Raw genomic sequence first — 18,112 nt, 5'->3', positions numbered from 1 at the left:
GCTCACAGCTCACAGCTCACAGCTCAGGCTGTCAGCTCACGACTCGCGGCTCACGACTCGCGGCTCGCAGCCGAGGAGCAAAGGCGCCGGGGCACACGGAAGGGAGCCGCCCCGGCGCACCGGCATCGGACCGTGCCCGGGACGCGGGCGGGAAAACCGTGCCCGGCGCGCGGGGTGGGTGGACCGTACCGGACGGGCGACGTTCAGAGGACGAACGCCGGGTTGCCGTCGTCCGTGACCATCGGACGCCCGGCACCGTCCCAGGCGAGCATGCCGCCCTCGACGTTCACCGCGTCGACGCCCTGCTGCACCAGGTACTGGGTGACCTGGGCGGACCGGCCACCCACCCGGCACATGACGTGCACTCGACGGCCGTCGTCGGCCGCCTCGGTCAGTTCGCCGAAGCGGCCCACGAAGTCACTCATGGGAATGTGCAGCGCCCCCTCGACGTGACCGGCCGCCCACTCGTCGGCCTCACGGACATCCAGCACGAGGCCGTCCGACGGCACCGCCGCGACGTCCACCGAGGGCAGCGGGGCGAAATTCATGGGTCATGCCTTCTCTCGTACGTACGCGCCAGGGTCACCGGGAACGCTACTGCACCAGCTCCGCCAGCTCGGTCTCGCGCTGGGACACCTCACCCAGGAGTTTCTCGCCGATGTCGTCGAGCAGCCGGTCCGGGTCGTCGGGTGCCATGCGCAGCATCGAGCCGATGGCGCTCTCCTCCAGCTCCTTGGCGAGGACCGTGAGGAGTTCCTTGCGGCGGCTCAGCCACTCCAGCCGCGCGTAGAGCTCCTCGCTCTCGCTCAGCCGGAGATCCGGTGTCGCCGGGCCGGCGGCCCATTCGGCGGCCAGTTCCTTGAGCAGGTCGACGTCGCCGCGCCCGTACGCCGCATTGACCCGGGCGATGAACTCGTCCCGGCGGGCCCGCTCGGCCTCGTCGGGTGCCAGGTCGGGGTGGGCCTTGCGGGCCAGCTCCCGGTAGAGCTTGCGCGCCTCCTCGCCCGGCCGGACCCGCTTGGGCGGGCGGACCGGCTGCTCCGTGAGCATCGCCGCGGCCTCGGGCGAGAGACCGTCGGAGTCCATCCAGTCGTGGAAGAGCTCCTCCACACCCGGCATCGGCATGACGATCGCCCGGGCCTCCCGCGCCTTGCGCAGGTCTTCCGGGTCCCCGGTCCTCGCGGCACGCGCCTCCGCGATCTGTGCGTCCAGCTCGTCCAGCCGCGCGTACATCGGGCCGAGCTTCTGGTGGTGCAGCCGGGAGAAGTTCTCGACCTCCACCCGGAAGGTCTCCACCGCGATCTCGAACTCGATCAACGCCTGCTCGGCCACGCGCACGGCCTTCGCCAACCGCTCCTCGGGCCGGGGGGCGGCCTGGCCACCGGCGTCCCCCGCCGTCGTACCACCGGCCTCCCCGGCAGGCGTACCGGCCGCGGCGGTAGGCGGAGCGGCCTCCCCGGCAGGCGCACCGGCCTCCCCGGTGGGGTCATCTGCCCAGGCAGGCTCACCGGCGGACCAGGCCGCCGCGTCATCGGCCGTGGTCGCGGGCCGGCCCGGCTGCTGCGGCCGGTCCCCTTGCCGCTGCTCCTGGCCCCACTGGGCGTGGTCCTGCCGGTCGTGGTCCTGCCGGTCTTCGTCGTTCCGGGTGGCCGGCACCCCGGCGGCTTCGTGGGTCACCCGTCCAGCGTATGGCCAATGCCCCGGCCCCGAGGACGCGCGGCGGCCGTCGAGCCGTTCATACGCCGGACTCGGCGGCTATGCGTCCCGCTCCGACCGCCCGCACGAGCTCGGTGTGGTCCGCTTCCGTCCTGTCCGCGTAGGTCACCGCGAACTCGGCGACCGCCTCGTCCAGCTCGTCGTTCTTCCCGCAGTAGCCCGCGAGCAGCCGCGGGTCCGCGCTGTGCGCGTGAGCCCGGGCCAGCAGTGCACCGGTCATCCGCCCGTAGTCGTCGACCTCGTCCGCCGCCAGCGCGCCCGGGTCCACGCTGCCCTTGCGGTTCCTGAACTGACGCACCTGGTACGGCCGGCCGTCCACTTCCGCCCAGCCGAGCAAAATGTCGCTCACGACCTGCATCCGCTTCTGGCCGAGGACCACCCGGCGCCCCTCGTGCCCGACGGCCGGCACGTCGAATCCGACCGCCGGAAGATGCGGTGAGAGAGCGGAGGGACGGGCTTCCTTCACCTGCAGGACCAGCGGCTCACCGCGGTGGTCGAGCAGCAGCACGACGTACGACCGGGTCCCCACGCTTCCCGTACCGACGACGCGGAACGCCACGTCGTGGATCGCGTAACGCGCGAGCAGCGGGACGCGGTCCTCCGACACCGTCTCCAGGTACCCCGCCAGCCCCGCCGCCACGGCCGCCGCTTCCGCGTCGGAGACCCGGCGCAGTACCGGGGGCGCGTCGACGAAGCAGCGGCCGTCGTCGCCGGAGTCCGCCGTGGATCTGGCCGCGAAGCGGGCACTGGTGTTGTTACGGGCCTTGGCCGAGACCCGCTCCAGCGTCCCCAGCAGATCACGCGCGTCGGTGTGCGAGACGAGCTCCTCGTCCGCGATGGCGTTCCAGGCGTCCAGCGCGGGCAGCCGGGCCAGCAGACGCATCGTGCGCCGGTAGGCGCCCACCGTGTCGTACGCGCCCCGGCGGCAGGTCTCCTCGTCCGCGCCCGCCTCACGGCCGGCGAGCACCAGCGACGTGGCCAGCCGCTTGAGGTCCCACTCCCACGGGCCGAAGACGGTCTCGTCGAAGTCGTTCAGATCGATGACCAGGTTGCCCCGCGCGTCGCCGTACAGTCCGAAGTTGGCCGCGTGGGCGTCGCCGCAGAGCTGGGCGCCCACTCCGGTGACCGGTGTGCCCGTCAGGTCGTGTGCCATCAGTCCGGCCGAACCGCGCAGGAAGGCGAAAGGCGTCGCCGCCATGCGTCCCACCCGGATCGGCGTCAGCGCGGGGACCCTGCCCCGGTTGGACTCCTCGACCGCCCGCACCGCGTCGGGCCGGTCGGAGGGCAGGTCCAGGCGGCTGTGCCGCGCACGCGGCACCGCGAGCCGCAACGCCTTCCCGGCCGCCTTCGGGGACGTCGTACGAGCCGCCGCACGCCCCCGCCCCGCTCCGGCCGGGCGTTGCGCGAAGCCCGGCACGACCGGGATACGGGGCTTGTCCATCGTCCGCCGCGCCGGCACCGTCACATCGGTTCCACTCATGGAGCGTCGCCTCCCCCGCCCTCGTCCAGCCGTTCTACCTGTCGAACGCGACGACGGTACAGGCGCTCCGTAACCGCCGTCTTCCGCTGTGGAGAACTCGGGAGAACGCCTGTGGACAACGGGGAGTCCGGGGTGCTCAGACCCCGACCGCCTCCTCCATCTCCTCCTCCCTCTCCTCGTCCTCGCCGTCCCCCTTCGTGGGGACGGCGGGCCGGGCCGCACCCGTAGGAACAGCACCCGTCGGCGCGCCCGTCCCGCCGGGCGTCCGGGGAGCGAGGCGACGCCGCCTCGCCTCGGCACGACCCGCCACCCCCACGACGGCCAGGCCCGCCACGAACCAGAGCGCCAGGACGAGCACGTGCCGGCCCAGGCCGAATCCACCGAAGTACACGTGGCTGCGCAGTCCCTCGACGAAGCCCGCGCCGTTCCAGAAGGCATGCAGGGAACCGAAGAACCCGGGCTGGAGCTCCGGACGGAAGATGCCCCCGGAACTGGTGAAGTTGAGCATGACGAAGAGCGCCATCACCCCGAGCGTGGTCCACCGCTTGAGGAAGGTGTGCAGTCCCACCCCCACCAGCAGGATTCCCGCCGAGTACAGCCACGCCATCGCCCAGAGTCCGCCGAGCCCGTGGTCCACGAGGCCGAACATCGGCCCCGCGAACCCCACGCCGATCAGGCTCACCACGAACGAGGTCCCGATCGCCAGCGCCGCCCGCAGCCGCAACGCGAGTACGGCGCCGGCGCCACCGATCACCGCGACCGACGCGTAGGAGCCGATACTGACGGCCACCATCAGGAAGAAGAGGCCCTGGCCGGTCGGATCCCCGTCCGCCGTCGGCGCCACGTCCGTCACCTTGAGCGGCGCGCCCTGTTCGGCCGCGACGCCGGTGAACACCTTCTGGACCACCGTGGCACTGGTGTCGGACGAAGCGGTCGCCACCAGCAGTTCCGGGCTCTTCCCCGGAAGACCCGGAAGACCCGGAAGATAGGCACCGTAGCTTCGCTGGGTCATCAGGTGGTCCACCGCGGTGTCGCGGTCGGCCACCGTACGCACACTCAACGCGCCGTCGCCCTCGTCCTGCAGGGTCTGCGCGAGCACCTGGGCACCGGCCCCGGACCCCACGACGTCCACCCTCAGGTCATGCGGTTCCGGGGCGTGGAAGGCCCCCAGGTAGGCGAGCCCCATACCGACGCACATCAGCAGCGGCGTGACGAGATGGCTGAGCACATGGCGCAGCGCCCCGGCATTCGCACCGGGGGCCGCGCTCGGACCTGCGGACATCCGTCCAGTCCTCCCATAGTTGGGTTTTACAACTTTCCCTTTAGTTGTAACATACACCTACTGCCTGACGGAAAGGTGATCTGGTGACGGACACGCCCCGGGAACGCGAGGAGTCGCTGGACGTCATCCAGCGTGAGCTGACGGCTTTCGCACGCCGTGCGCGTGCGACCGCCGCCCGGCTCCACCCCGACCTGCCTTTGGTCTCCTACACCCTGCTCGCGCACATCGAGCACCAGCAGGGCTGCCGCGCCACCGACCTGGCGGCGCACTACCTGCTCGACAAGTCCACCGTCAGCCGGCAGGTCGCGGCCCTGGAGAAACTCGGCCTCGTCGAACGGCACCCGGATCCGGACGACCACCGCATGCAGGTACTGCACCCGACCGACCGCGGCTCGGACGCCCTCGCCTCGACGCAGGCCAGCCGCCGCACGGCCTACCGGGAGCCGCCGCACGGCCTACCGGGAGCGTCTCGGCTCATGGACGGCGGACGATCTCGCGCAGTTCGCCGATTACCTCTTGCGCTACAACGCGGCCGGGGGTGACATCGCCGCGCTCTGACGGCGTCGATGACTCGCGGCGTTTCACGTGAAACGTCGGACGCGCCCGTCCACGTGAAGACACGCGGCCCGCCGACGGTCACGCCCGGAGAAAGGCCAGAACAGCCAGCACCCTGCGATGGGTCTCGTCCGCCTGAGGGAGGTCCAGCTTGGCCAGAATGTTGCCGATGTGCTTGCCGACCGCCGCCTCGGACACCACCAGTTCACGGGCGACGGCGCCGTTCGACTTGCCTTCCGCGATCAGGGCCAGCACCTCACGTTCGCGCGGGGTCAGCCGCTCCAGCGGATCGCGGCGGCGTCGCAGCAACTGGCGCACCACCTCCGGGTCGACGACCGTGCCGCCGGCCGCCACCTCGCACAGGGCGTCCACGAACTCCTCGACCTGCCCGACCCTGTCCTTCAGCAGGTAACCGATGCCCGTGCCGTCGCCGGAATCCAGTAGGTCCGAGGCGTAGGTCCGCTGTACGTACTGGCTCAGCACGAGCACCGGAAGAGTGGGGCGCACCTCACGCAGCCGCACCGCCGCGTGCAGGCCCTCGTCCTGGAACCCCGGCGGCATGCGCACGTCCGTCACCACGATGTCGGGGCCGTGTTCCTCCACGGCGGCGACGAGCGCCTTCGCGTCTCCGACGGCCGCGACCACCTCGTGTCCGAGCCGTTCGAGCAGACTGATGAGACCTTCCCGTAGCAGCACGCTGTCCTCAGCCAGCACTACGCGCAGCGATCGGCCGTCTCGGTCAACTCGCAAGGAATCTCCACACGCAACAGGGTCGGGCCACCCGGTGGACTGGACACGGAGAGTCTGCCATCAAGGACCGAGACCCGGTCTGCGAGTCCGGTCAGCCCGCTCCCCCGCGCGGCGTCGGCACCGCCCCGCCCGTCGTCGCTCACTTTCAGCGTGAGCCGGCCGTCGCGGTAGCCCCCACTCACCCGCGCACGGGTGGCACCGCTGTGCCGGCCCACATTGGCGAGCGCCTCACACACGACGAAGTACCCCGCGGCCTCCACGGATTGCGGGAACCGCCCCGGAAGATCCATGTCCACGTCCACCGGAACGACGGAGCGGTCCGCGGCATCGGCCACGGCGGCCTCCAAGCCGTAGTCGGCGAGCACTTGGGGGTGGATACCGCGGATCAGTTCGCGCAGCTCCGCCAGCGCCTTGCCGGCCTCGTCGTGGGCCTTGACGAGTTGCTCGGCGAGCGGGCCCTCGGAGGCGTCCAGCCGGGCCAGCCCGAGAGCCATCGTCAGGGCCACCAGACGTTGTTGGGCTCCGTCGTGCAGGTCCCGCTCGATGCGGCGCCGTTCCGCCTCGAAAGCGTCCACCAACCGCACCCGGGAGCGCGTCAGTTCCCTCACGGTGGCGTCCGTTCCGCTGTCCCGTGGCGCGATCAGCAGTCGGGTCAGTTCGGCCCTGGCCCCGGCCACGCCCCCCAGAACGTACGCGCCAAGGCCCAGGAGCACGGTGCCGATCACCGCGAACCCGAAGGCACCCGGCCAGGTGGTGACTGTCCACAGTTTGAGCACCTTCGCCTCCTCGCCGCCCCCTGTCGTGGCCATCCACAGTGGGGTGGTGACCATGGACAGCGGGACGAGCAGGGCCACGGTGACGGCGAGCGCGTCGACCGGCCACAGCAGGCCCGCGAACAACACCACGTAGCCCAGCTCCCGCCAGGTCGCCTGTTCCCGCGCCCGGGTCGTGAGCCAGGGCCACAGCCCCTCGGCCGCGGGCTTGCGGTGCTGCCCGTGGGCCGGGGACCGGTCGACCAGGCGCAGCCTGTGCCGCTCCGCCCAGGCCACCGGGAGGCCCGCGAGCGCCGTGAGAACGAGCAACGGCAGTCCCACCAGCACCACGGTGAGTAAACCGCCGGCCACGGCGGCGGACACGAGCCCCATCAGGACGACGGCCCCGGCCACCGCACCGGTGAGCAGGTAGGCAGCCGAGCGCCACGGCCACGAGGACAGCAGGAAACCAGGTCGTGCCATGGCCTGCCATACGGAACGGGGGTCCATGCCGTCACCGTAGAAGACGACTCGGGTGCGGCCCACGGGCCCTGACGCCCCACCACGGGTAGGGCCGGCCCTACCCAAGGTCTCGCTCCTGCCGGACTGTGCCGGGGCACCCCCTCGCGATTTCGTGAAGCTACCGAAAAACAGAGGTGGTGACGCCCCGATGAAGCAACGGCCGGCGAAGGACACACATATGAACAGCGCATCCCGGTGCCCAGAGCCCACACACCGGCACCCACCGCTGGTGCCCCGACCGCTCCGGAAGGGCCCCGGCCCCGACGACCCGGCCGCCCCCGCTGCCGGACACGCAGGGGGACCGGCCTCGGACGAGTGGGGCCGGATGAACGACGACGCGATCCAGTTGTGCTCCGTCAGCAGGCGCCACGGCTCGGGCGACGACGCCGTGACGGCGCTCGACGGAGTGTCACTGTCCTTCCCGCGCGGGACGTTCACCGCGGTCATGGGACCTTCCGGGTCCGGCAAGTCGACCCTGTTGCAATGTGCCGCCGGCCTCGACCGTCCCAGCGCCGGATCTGTCGTCCTGGGCGGCACCGATCTGACGAAGCTGAGCGAGACCCGGCTGACCCTGTTGCGCCGTGACCGGATCGGCTTCGTCTTCCAGGCCTTCAACCTGCTGCCGTCGCTGACAGCCGAGCAGAACGTGGCACTGCCGCTGCGCCTCGCCGGCCGGCGCGTCCCCAGGGCCCGCATACGCGAGGTGCTCCAGCAGGTCGGGCTCGGTGGGCGGGCCGGGCACCGTCCGGCAGAGCTGTCCGGCGGCCAGCAACAGCGCGTGGCCCTGGCCCGCGCCCTGATCACCCGGCCCGAGGTGGTCTTCGCCGACGAACCGACCGGCGCCCTCGACTCGCGGACCAGCCGCGAGGTCCTCTCGCTGCTGCGTGCCATGGTCGACCGTGAGGAACGGACCATCGTCATGGTCACGCACGACCCCGTCGCCGCCTCCTACTCCGACCGCGTGGTCTTCCTCGTCGACGGCCGGGTCACCGGCGCACCTGACCGCGTGGGACGCGGCGCCGTGCTGAGCATCGCCCTGGGCACCGTACGGACCCGTTGGATCACCTTCACGGGCAGCTTCGCCGCACTCACGCTGGGGGTGGCGCTCCTGACCGTGGCGGGCCTGGCCCTCGCCTCGTCGCTCGACGCACCCGAGCGGGCACCAGAGCGGTTCGCCGCCGCTCCCGTCGTGGTCAGGGGCGCCGACACGCTGCGCGTGCCCACCGCCGCCGGTGACCGGGTGCGGCCCCTCGCACATCCACGCCCCGTGCCCGCCGCAACCGTCCGCGAGCTCCGAGGACTCGGCCCTGTGGTCGAGGACCGCTCGTTCGCCGTACGGGCCCCGGGCGCCCCCGGCGACCTGGTGGGCCACCCCTGGTCCACCGCCGCCTTCGCCCCGTACGAACTCGGCGCGGGACGCGCCCCCCGCACGGCCGACGAGGTCGTCGTCACCGGCGACTGGGCACGGCCCGGCGACGCACTGCGGACCGCGGACGGCACCGTGCGCGTCGTCGGCACCACACCCTCACGGGGGTTCGAGGAGGCCGTCTTCTACACCGACACACGGGCCGCCGAGCTGGCGCCGCAGAGCACCCAGCTGGTGGTGGACGCCGACGCCGCGGCCGTACGCGAGGCCGTACGGGGCAGCGACGGTGTGCAGGTCCTCACCGGCTCCCGGCGCCGCGCCGCGGACGCAGACCCCGACCGGGACGCCAGGGCCCTCACCGCGATGAACTCCCTGTTCGGCACGGCAGGCGGTGTCACCGCCTTCGTATCGGTCTTCGTGGTGGCGTCCACCTTCGCGTTCGCGGTCGCCCAGCGGCGCCGCGAGTTCGGGTTGCTCCGTACGGCCGGGGCGACCCCTGGGCAGATCCGCCGCATGGTGGTCGCCGAAGCCCTCCTGATCGGTGTCCTCGCCTCGGCCGCCGGCTGCGTCCTCGGTTCCCACGCCGCGCCCCGGCTGGCCGACCGGGTCGTCGGCAACGGCCTCGGGCCGCGGTGGTTCGCCATCGGACCCGCCACCTGGCCGTACCACCTGGCCTTCTGGACCGGCCTGCTCGTCTCCCTGTGCGGGGTTCTCGCCGCCTCCTGGCGGGCCGGGCGTACCAGGCCCACCGAGGCGCTGCGCGAGGCCTCCGTGGACGCCAGGACCATGCCGTGGAGCCGTGGGCTCACCGGCTCGGCCCTGCTGCTGACCGCGGCCATGACCCTGGGCCTGACCCTGTACGGCGACCCAGGGGACCTGCTGCACCGCAAGACCTACGTGAGCCGCCCCATGCTGCTGATCACCGCCACCGCGCTCCTCGCCCCGGTCGTGGCGGGCCCGCTGACCCGGTTGCTGACCTGGCTTCCGGCCCGGCTCCCCGGGGCCGGCGGCATGCTGGTACGCGAGAACGCGGCCGCAGGGGTGCGCCGGACCGCCGCTGTCGCCGCCCCCGTCCTGGTCACGGTCGCCCTCACGGGCTCCCTGCTGGGTGCCACCGGCACACTGAACGAGGCGAAGGCCGCCGAGACCCGCGACCGGATCACCACCGCGTTCGTCGTCACCCCGCCGTCCCCCGACGGCTTCGCCCCGGACACCCTGCGCAAGCTGCGTCAGGTGCCCGGCGCCGCGGTGTCCGCGACGTCCTCCGGCGCCGTCTACGTCCTGGAGGAGGGGGTGGCCCTCATCAGGTCCGAAGCCCGTGCCGTCGACCCCGGGGCACTCGCGGCCACCACCCGGCTGCCGCTCGTGGCGGGCAGGACGAGCGACCTCGACGACGGCTCGATCATCGTCAACGAGGAATGGGACCGGCACACCGTGGGGCAGCGGGTACCGGTGTGGCTCGGCGACGGGACGGAGAGGACGCTGCGGATCGCCGCGGTGACGGCCGCCGGCACAGGCGACAACGGCGTCTACGTGACCCCGCGCAACGCCCCGGGGGCGAGCACCGACCGCGTCGACGTCGCCGTCGGCCCCGGGGCCGACGGCGCCACGGTGGCCGCCGGACTGCGAACCGCGGTGGGAGACACCGGCGGGCGGGTCCTCACCCGGGACGAATGGATCCGGGACACCCGCCCGGGGACGGACCGCACCACACGCCTCGGCCTCCTGCTGGTCCTGGGGATCGCCCTGCTGTACTCCGGCTTCTCCCTGGCCAACACCATGGTCATGGCGACCTCCGACCGGGTCCGCGACCTGGTGGTCCTGCGACTGGCCGGGGCCACCCACCGGCAGGTGCTACGACTGGTCGGCGCCGAGGCACTGACGGTCGTCGCCGTCGGCACGGTCCTGGGCGTCCTGGTGGCCGGGCTCGAACTGGTGGGTCTGTGGAGCGCCCTCGGCCTGCTGTCGGTGCACAGCACGATCCAGATGCCCTGGGCGACGATCGGCATGGCGGCGGGAGCCTGCGCGGTGGTCGCCCTGGTCTCGTCCGTCGTCCCGGCCTCACTCGCGCTGCGCCGCCCGGCGGTGGAGTCGGCCGGTCTGCGGGGGTGATCCGCCCCGCGCCGGCCGGCCTGCGCGGGGGCACGCCCGAATGGTCAACGCGGGGGCATACAAGCCGGTTTGGGCAGAACCGATGCTTGCCGGAACAGCCACAGCACCCCGCACACCGGGGCCCGATCCGTGTAACGACCGTCACACCCACCCGCGTCCGCCGCCCGTCGTCGGCCGAACCCGGGAGGCGCTCTCACATGAGAAGGTCCGGCGGGTGCCCGGGCATGAGAGGGCCCGGCAGACGCTCGGACATGACGAAGAAGGCCCACCGTTCTCACGATGGGCCTTCTTCGTCTACCGGACACCTCATCGGTGTCCCGCTGTGCGCGAGGGGGGATTTGAACCCCCACGTCCCTAAGGACACTGGCACCTGAAGCCAGCGCGTCTGCCGTTCCGCCACTCGCGCAAGAGTGGTGTTTCCAGGCTCTCCCACCGTGTGGTGTGTTCCCCTGGCGACATCCGGAAGATTAGCACGTCGGCGGGGGTGGATTCACATCCGTTGTTTCCCGGGGCCCACGAGGGGAAGCGGGAACCCTGGGAGCCCGCCCCCACTCCTTCTGAGTGCGTCCGGAGTGCGGGACACTGGCAGGAGGCCACCTCTACGATCCGTGTGAGAGGTGACACTCATCCGCCGTGCGGACAAGGGGAACCAGCCGATTTCCCGGCGCGTGGATACGATCAGCAGGCAGTACAGGGACGACGACACCGGAGGAGGTGCCCCATGGGAGTCATGAAGCGTTTCGAGCAGCGTCTCGAGGGTCTGGTCAACGGCACCTTCGCCAAGGTCTTCAAGTCCGAGGTGCAGCCGGTCGAGATCGCGGGCGCCCTCCAGCGCGAGTGCGACAACAACGCGACGATCTGGAACCGTGAGCGGACCGTCGTGCCCAACGACTTCATCGTCGAACTGAGCACCCCCGACTACGAGCGTCTCAGCCCGTACTCCGGTCAGCTCGGCGACGAACTGTCCGGCCTCGTCAGGGACTACGCCAAGCAGCAGCGGTACACCTTCATGGGACCGATCAAGGTCAACCTGGAGAAGGCGGACGACCTGGACACGGGTCTCTACCGCGTGCGCAGCCGGACCCTGGCGTCGAGCACGTCACAGCAGCCCGGCCGGCCGGCCGGTCCCGCTCCCTATGCCTGTACCGCCCCTCCGCCCATGCCGGCGGCCCCGCCGCCCGGCGGGCGCCCCGGCGGAGCGGCCGGTGACTGGCGCGCGCAGCCCGCGTCCGCACCCGTGCCGGACGCACAGGTGCGGCGCTGGATCGAGATCAACGGCACCCGCCATCAGATCTCCCGCCCGACGTTGGTGATGGGACGAAGCACCGACGCCGACGTGCGGATCGACGACCCCGGCGTATCGCGTCGGCACTGTGAGATCCGGACCGGAACGCCCTCGACGATCCAGGATCTCGGGTCCACCAACGGCATCGTGGTGGACGGGCAGCACACCACCCGCGCTACGCTCCGCGACGGCTCGCGGATCGTCGTGGGCAGCACCACCATCGTTTACCGGCAAGCCGAAGGGTGAAGCGGGGGCAATGTCAGAGCTGACCCTGACGGTCATGCGGCTAGGTTTCCTGGCTGTTCTGTGGCTATTCGTGATCGTGGCCGTCCAGGTCATTCGCAGCGACCTGTTCGGAACGCGCGTCACGCAGCGCGGCTCACGCCGCACTGCCGGCGACGCGCGCCCACAGCAGACCCGCCAGCAGGCGGCGGCGCCGCCCCAGCAGCGCCAGCAGTCCGGGCGCCAGCGGCGCGGGGCGCCCACCAAGCTGGTCGTCTCCGAGGGCACCCTCACGGGCACCACGGTCGCCCTCCAGGGGCAGACCATCACCCTGGGCCGGGCACACGACTCGACCATCGTGCTGGACGACGACTACGCGTCCAGCAGGCATGCCAGGATCTACCCGGACCGTGACGGCCAGTGGATCGTCGAGGATCTCGGGTCCACCAACGGCACCTATCTCGACCGGACCCGGCTCACCACCCCGACACCTGTTCCGCTGGGCGCGCCGATCCGCATCGGCAAGACCGTCATCGAGCTGCGGAAGTAGTACGACAATGAGCGAGCGGAGCGAGCGAGCCGCGGCGGTCCTGACCCTGGACCCCGTCCGGCTCCCGACCGGAGGGTGGGCAGTGTGGCTCGAGACCGGCTGGCGCGACAGTCGACCGGCGAGCCGACGGGCGAGGTGCGCATGAGCTTGTCCCTGCGCTTCGCCGCCGGATCGCACAAGGGCATGATCCGGGAGGGGAACGAGGACTCGGGTTACGCCGGCCCCCGCCTCCTGGCCATCGCTGACGGCATGGGCGGACAGGCCGCCGGCGAGGTCGCCAGCTCCGAGGTGATCTCCACACTCGTCCAGCTCGACGACGACGTGCCGGGCTCCGACATCCTCACCTCGCTCGGCACGGCGGTCCAGCGGGCCAACGACCAGCTGCGCGTCATGGTCGAGGAGGACCCCCAGCTGGAGGGCATGGGCACCACGCTCACCGCCCTCCTCTGGACCGGTCAGCGCCTCGGCCTCGTCCACGTCGGCGACTCGCGTGCGTACCTGCTGCGCGACGGCGTGCTGACGCAGATCACCCAGGACCACACCTGGGTGCAGCGCCTCGTCGACGAGGGCAGGATCACCGAGGAGGAGGCCACCACCCATCCGCAGCGCTCGCTGCTGATGCGCGCGCTGGGCAGCGGCGACCACGTGGAGCCCGACCTCTCCATCCGTGAGGTCCGCGCCGGTGACCGCTATCTGATCTGCTCCGACGGCCTCTCCGGCGTCGTCTCGCACCAGACGATGGAAGAGACCCTGGCGAGCTACCAGGGCCCGCAGGAGACCATCCAGGACCTCATCCAGCTCGCTCTGCGCGGCGGCGGTCCCGACAACATCACCTGCATCGTCGCCGACGTCCTGGACGTCGACAGCGGTGACACCCTCGCCGGTCAGCTCAACGACACACCGGTCGTGGTGGGAGCCGTCGCCGAGAACCAGGCCGCGCAGCTGAGCGACGGCCGGGCCATGGAGACGCCCGCCGGACGGGCCGCCGGCCTCGGCCGGCCCGCGACGCCGCCCGCCGGAGGCTTCGGCCCGCCCGGCAGCGGTGACGACCTCGGGTACGACTCCGGCCCGGACGGCGCCTTCGACGCGTACACCGACGACGACTTCGAGAAGCCGCGCGGAGGCCGCAAGTGGCTGAAGCGCTCGCTCTACACCGTGCTCGCGCTGGCCGTCATCGGCGGCGGCGTCTACGGCGGCTACCGCTGGACGCAGACCCAGTTCTACGTGGGCGTCGACAAGGACAACGTGGCGCTCTTCCGCGGGATCAGCCAGGACCTCGCGTGGGTGGACCTCTCCAAGATCGAGGAGAGCACCGAGATCGAACTGAAGTACCTCCCGCCCTACCAGCGCAAGCAGGTCGAGGCGACCATCGCCGAGGGCAACCTCGCCGACGCCCGCAAGAAGGTCGGTGAACTCGAGGTGCAGGCCTCCGCCTGCAAGAAGGACGCCCAGCGCCGCGCGGCCGAGGCGGAAGCCGCCAAGGACCGGAACGAGGCCGCCGACACGTCCGTCAAGCCCTCCGCCGAGGGCGACAAGAAGACCGCGACCCCCACTCCCGGCCCCAGCCTCTCGGAGGAAGAGAAGAAGCTGGTCCCGCAGTGCGGTAAGCAGTAAGCCGTAGGGGGCCTTCAGCACCATGAGCGTTGTCACCAACACCACCACCATCGGCGCGATCGACGCACCGAGCCGCCGCAACACCGAGCTGGCGCTGGTCGCCTTCGCGGTCCTGATCTCGGTGTTCGCGTACGCCAACGTGGGCCTCGCCCTCAACGGCGAACTGCCCGCCGGCATGCTCGGATACGGGCTGGGCCTCGCGCTGCTCGGCGGCGTGGCGCACCTCGCGGTACGCCGGTACGCCCGGTACTCCGACCCGCTGCTGCTGCCGCTGGCGACCCTGCTGAACGGGCTGGGCCTGGCGCTCATCTGGCGTCTGGACCAGTCGGAGCGTTTGCTCAGGCTGCCCAGCTTCGCTCCCGCCGCGTCGAAACAGCTGGTCTTCTCGGCGATCGGCGTCGCCCTCTTCGTCGGTGTGCTGCTGCTGCTCAAGGACCACCGCATCCTCCAGCGCTACACCTACATCTCCATGGTGGTGGCGCTCTTCCTGCTCGTCCTGCCGATGTTCTTCCCCGCACAGTTCGGCGCGAAGATCTGGATCACCATTCCGGGCGTCGGCTCCCTCCAGCCCGGCGAGTTCTCCAAGATCATCATCGCCGTCTTCTTCTCCGGCTACCTCATGGTCAAGCGCGACGCCCTGGCACTCGCCAGCCGGCGCTTCATGGGGATGTACCTCCCGCGCGGGCGCGACCTCGGGCCGATCCTGGTGATCTGGGCGATCTCCATCCTGATCCTCGTCTTCGAGACGGACCTCGGCACCTCGCTGCTGTTCTTCGGGATGTTCGTCGTCATGCTGTACGTGGCGACCGAGCGCACCAGCTGGATCGTGTTCGGCCTGCTGATGTCCGCCGTGGGCGCGGTCGGAGTCGCCTCCTTCGAGCCGCACGTGCAGGACCGTGTGACCGCCTGGCTCGACCCCTTCGCCGGCTGGGGCACCCACCAGGCCAGCGAGCAGATGGCGCAGGTCCTGATGGCGTTCGGCTCCGGCGGCACACTCGGCACCGGACTCGGCCAGGGCAACTCCGACCTGATCCTTTTCGCCGCCAACACCGACTTCATCCTCGCCACGGTGGGCGAGGAGCTCGGCCTGGCGGGCATGATGGCCTTCCTGCTCCTCTACGGCCTCATCGTCGAACGCGGTGTCCGTACGGCCCTCGCCGCCCGCGACCCCTTCGGCAAGCTGCTCGCCATCGGCCTCTCCGGCGCCTTCGCCATCCAGGTCTTCGTCGTCGCCGGCGGTGTCATGGGGCTCATCCCGCTGACCGGTATGACCATGCCGTTCCTCGCGGCCGGTGGTTCCTCGGTCATCGCCAACTGGGCCCTGATCGGCATCCTGATCAGAATCAGCGACACCGCTCGCCGCCCCGCGCCGGCCCCCGCGCCGTCCCCGGACGCCGAGATGACCCAGGTGGTCCGCCCGTGAACAAGCCGCTCCGCCGGATCGCGATGTTCTGCGGGATCCTCATCCTGGCGCTGCTGGTCCGCACCAACTACCTCCAGTACGTCCGTGCCGACGAGCTGACCACCAACGAGCACAACCGCCGCGTCCAGATCGAGCGGTACGCACACGAGCGCGGCGACATCATCGTCGACGGCGAACCGGTCACGGGTTCCGTCGAGACCACGGGCAGCGACTTCACGTACAAGCGGGTCTGGAAGGACGGCGCCATGTGGGCGCCCGTCACCGGCTACTCCTCGCAGGCCTTCGACTCCTCGCAGCTGGAGAACCTCGAGGACGGCATCCTCACCGGCAACAGCGACCAGTTGTTCTTCGACCGGACGCTCTCGATGTTCACCGGGGAGAAGCGGACCGGCGGAAACGTCGTCACCACCCTCGACGGTGCCGCACAGCGGGCCGCCTTCAAGGGGCTCGGTGACAAGAAGGGCGCCGTCGTCGCCCTCGATCCGCAGACCGGCGCGATCCTGGCGCTGGCCAGCACCCCCTCGTACGACCCCTCGGTCTTCGCGGGCAACTCCCTGAAGGACGCGGACGCCCGGCAGAAGCTCCTTGACGACAAGGACAAGCCGATGCTGAACCGGGCCCTGCGGGAGACCTACCCGCCCGGCTCGACGTTCAAGGTCGTCACTGCCGCGGCGGCCCTGGAGAACGGCCTCTACACCGACATCGACGCCAAGACGGACTCCCCGCTGCCCTGGCGGCTCCCGCAGTCGACCAACCTGCTGCAGAACGAGGGCTCCATCCCGTGCGAGAACGCCTCGCTCCGGGAGGCCCTGCGCTACTCGTGCAACACGGTCTTCGGCAAGATGAGCGACGACCTCGGCAACGACAAGATGATCGAGCAGGCCGACAAGTTCGGCTTCAACGAAGAGGTCTTCACCCCGGTCCGCGCCGACGCCAGCGTCTACCCGAAGGACAACAAGCCCCAGAACGCCATGGCGGGCATCGGCCAGGCGTCCAACCGTGCGACCCCCCTCCAGATGGCCATGGTGGCCTCCGCGATCGCCAACGACGGCAAGCTGATGAAGCCGTACATGGTCGCCCAGCGGCAGGCGCCCAACCTGGACGTCATCTACACGCACGAGAAGGAAGAGCTCAGCCGGCCCCTGACGGCGGAGAACGCCCAGAAGATCCAGCAGATGATGGAGACCGTCGTCGAGGACGGCACGGGAACCAGCGCGCAGATCGACGGCGTCACTGTCGGTGGCAAGACCGGAACCGCGCAGCACGGCCTCAACAACAGCGAGAAGCCGTACGCCTGGTTCATCTCGTACGCCAAGACCGACAGCGGCTCCCCGGTCGCCGTCGCCGTGGTCGTCGAGGACGGCGAGGCCAACCGGGACGACATCTCCGGAGGCGGCCTGGCCGCACCGATCGCCAAGAACGTGATGAAGGCCGTACTCGACGGAAAGAAGTGACTCCCGTCACAACTTCTGTCCACTCCAGCACATTGGGATACCGGTCGGATATCAGCTGACGGGTGCGGGGCGATCACTCCGGGCGAGCCCGGTAGCGTAAGCGCGAACAGCGCACCGCCGGACCACACACGGGTGCGGTCGGGACTGACGGAGAGGGCTGGATCAGTTATGGAAGAGCCGCGTCGCCTCGGCGGCCGGTACGAGCTGGGCTCGGTGCTCGGCCGTGGTGGCATGGCCGAGGTCTACCTCGCGCACGACACCCGGCTCGGCCGCACCGTCGCTGTGAAGACGCTGCGGGCCGATCTCGCCCGCGACCCGTCCTTCCAGGCCCGGTTCCGCCGGGAGGCCCAGTCGGCCGCCTCGCTCAACCACCCGGCGATCGTCGCCGTCTACGACACCGGTGAGGACTACGTCGACGGCGTGTCCATCCCGTACATCGTGATGGAGTACGTCGACGGCTCCACGCTCAGGGAACTGCTGCACTCCGGACGCAGGCTCCTGCCGGAGCGCATCCTGGAGATGACGGTCGGCATCCTCCAGGCGCTGGAGTACTCGCACCGCGCGGGCATCGTCCACCGCGACATCAAGCCGGCGAACGTCATGCTGACGCGCACCGGCCAGGTCAAGGTCATGGACTTCGGCATCGCCCGCGCCATGGGCGACTCCGGTATGACGATGACCCAGACGGCGGCCGTCATCGGAACCGCCCAGTACCTCTCCCCGGAACAGGCCAAGGGCGAGCAGGTCGACGCGCGGTCCGACCTGTACTCCACCGGTTGCCTGCTCTACGAACTCCTCGCGGTCCGGCCCCCGTTCGTCGGGGACTCACCCGTCGCCGTCGCCTACCAGCACGTACGCGAGGAGCCTCAGCCGCCGAGCACCTTCGACCCCGAGATCACGCCCGCCATGGACGCGATCGTGCTGAAGGCGCTCACCAAGGACCCCGACTACCGCTACCAGTCGGCCGACGAGATGCGCGCCGACATCGAGGCCTGCCTCGACGGCCAGCCGGTCGCCGCAGCGGCGGGG

Annotated in this window: 13 protein-coding genes, 1 tRNA gene and 2 pseudogenes; 9 read left to right on the top strand and 7 right to left on the bottom strand. The window is 70.9% G+C overall.

Going from position 1 to position 18,112, the window contains the following annotated elements; translation table 11 throughout:
- Window positions 1-203: 203 nt before the first annotated feature.
- The 4 genes from IH13_RS0101455 to IH13_RS0101440 all read right to left on the bottom strand — a co-directional run bounded on the left by IH13_RS0101455 (window position 204) and on the right by IH13_RS0101440 (window position 4,478).
- Window positions 204-548, bottom strand: a complete 345-nt coding sequence (locus IH13_RS0101455; RefSeq protein WP_031080335.1) for a rhodanese-like domain-containing protein — start codon at window positions 546-548, stop codon at window positions 204-206.
- Between the two features lie 46 nt (window positions 549-594).
- Entirely contained in the window at window positions 595-1,677 is a 1,083-nt protein-coding gene (locus tag IH13_RS0101450) for a J domain-containing protein (protein ID WP_031080333.1), read from the bottom strand.
- Window positions 1,678-1,735: 58 nt separating this feature from the next.
- Window positions 1,736-3,196, bottom strand: a complete 1,461-nt coding sequence (locus IH13_RS0101445) for a DUF2252 domain-containing protein (protein WP_031080331.1) — start codon at window positions 3,194-3,196, stop codon at window positions 1,736-1,738.
- A 136-nt stretch (window positions 3,197-3,332) separates the two neighbouring features.
- On the bottom strand, window positions 3,333-4,478 hold the full coding sequence (locus tag IH13_RS0101440) for an ABC-2 transporter permease (protein ID WP_031080329.1): 1,146 nt from the start codon (window positions 4,476-4,478) through the stop codon (window positions 3,333-3,335).
- 83 nt (window positions 4,479-4,561) lie between these two features.
- Between IH13_RS0101440 and IH13_RS36490 the strand changes: the two are divergent.
- Window positions 4,562-5,036, top strand: a pseudogene (locus tag IH13_RS36490) (MarR family winged helix-turn-helix transcriptional regulator).
- Between the two features lie 78 nt (window positions 5,037-5,114).
- Here IH13_RS36490 and IH13_RS0101430 read toward each other — a convergent pair.
- Window positions 5,115-5,729: a LuxR C-terminal-related transcriptional regulator gene (locus IH13_RS0101430; RefSeq protein WP_234433184.1), complete on the bottom strand. Its 615-nt coding sequence runs from the start codon at window positions 5,727-5,729 to the stop codon at window positions 5,115-5,117.
- A 17-nt stretch (window positions 5,730-5,746) separates the two neighbouring features.
- Window positions 5,747-7,045, bottom strand: coding sequence for a sensor histidine kinase (locus tag IH13_RS0101425; protein ID WP_031080325.1), 1,299 nt, complete (start codon window positions 7,043-7,045; stop codon window positions 5,747-5,749).
- Between the two features lie 337 nt (window positions 7,046-7,382).
- Here IH13_RS0101425 and IH13_RS40300 point away from each other — a divergent pair.
- Together IH13_RS40300 and IH13_RS0101420 are read left to right on the top strand one after the other, a co-directional pair.
- Window positions 7,383-8,078: pseudogene (locus IH13_RS40300) on the top strand (ABC transporter ATP-binding protein); the annotation flags it as partial.
- Complete coding sequence (locus tag IH13_RS0101420) at window positions 8,079-10,535, top strand: ABC transporter permease (RefSeq protein WP_031080323.1); 2,457 nt, start codon at window positions 8,079-8,081, stop codon at window positions 10,533-10,535. It abuts the pseudogene before it with no gap.
- A 323-nt stretch (window positions 10,536-10,858) separates the two neighbouring features.
- On the opposite strand, the gene IH13_RS0101415 is transcribed toward IH13_RS0101420, so the two are convergent.
- Window positions 10,859-10,941 (bottom strand) — tRNA-Leu (locus tag IH13_RS0101415).
- 315 nt (window positions 10,942-11,256) lie between these two features.
- Here IH13_RS0101415 and IH13_RS0101410 point away from each other — a divergent pair.
- From IH13_RS0101410 to pknB, 6 genes are all read left to right on the top strand, one after another.
- Window positions 11,257-12,066 (top strand): FhaA domain-containing protein, encoded by an 810-nt coding sequence (locus tag IH13_RS0101410; RefSeq protein ID WP_031080321.1) that lies wholly within the window; start codon window positions 11,257-11,259, stop codon window positions 12,064-12,066.
- Window positions 12,067-12,076: 10 nt separating this feature from the next.
- Window positions 12,077-12,592 carry an FHA domain-containing protein FhaB/FipA gene (locus IH13_RS0101405; RefSeq protein ID WP_031080319.1) on the top strand — a complete coding sequence of 172 codons (516 nt, stop codon included), beginning with the start codon at window positions 12,077-12,079 and terminating at the stop codon, window positions 12,590-12,592.
- A gap of 141 nt (window positions 12,593-12,733) precedes the next feature.
- Window positions 12,734-14,206, top strand: a complete 1,473-nt coding sequence (locus IH13_RS0101400) for a Stp1/IreP family PP2C-type Ser/Thr phosphatase (RefSeq protein WP_031080317.1) — start codon at window positions 12,734-12,736, stop codon at window positions 14,204-14,206.
- A 22-nt stretch (window positions 14,207-14,228) separates the two neighbouring features.
- Window positions 14,229-15,629 (top strand): FtsW/RodA/SpoVE family cell cycle protein, encoded by a 1,401-nt coding sequence (locus IH13_RS0101395; protein WP_031080315.1) that lies wholly within the window; start codon window positions 14,229-14,231, stop codon window positions 15,627-15,629.
- Window positions 15,626-17,083 carry a peptidoglycan D,D-transpeptidase FtsI family protein gene (locus IH13_RS0101390; protein WP_031080312.1) on the top strand — a complete coding sequence of 486 codons (1,458 nt, stop codon included), beginning with the start codon at window positions 15,626-15,628 and terminating at the stop codon, window positions 17,081-17,083. Before IH13_RS0101395 ends, IH13_RS0101390 begins: the two co-directional genes overlap by 4 nt.
- Window positions 17,084-17,251: 168 nt before the next feature.
- The coding region (pknB, locus tag IH13_RS0101385) for a Stk1 family PASTA domain-containing Ser/Thr kinase (protein ID WP_031080310.1) at window positions 17,252-18,112 on the top strand (861 nt) is incomplete at its 3' end.

The sequence above is a fragment of the Streptomyces sp. NRRL WC-3549 genome, from assembly GCF_000721935.1.
Lineage (GTDB): Bacteria > Actinomycetota > Actinomycetes > Streptomycetales > Streptomycetaceae > Streptomyces.
This window is presented reverse-complemented; position numbering and strand designations above follow the sequence as displayed.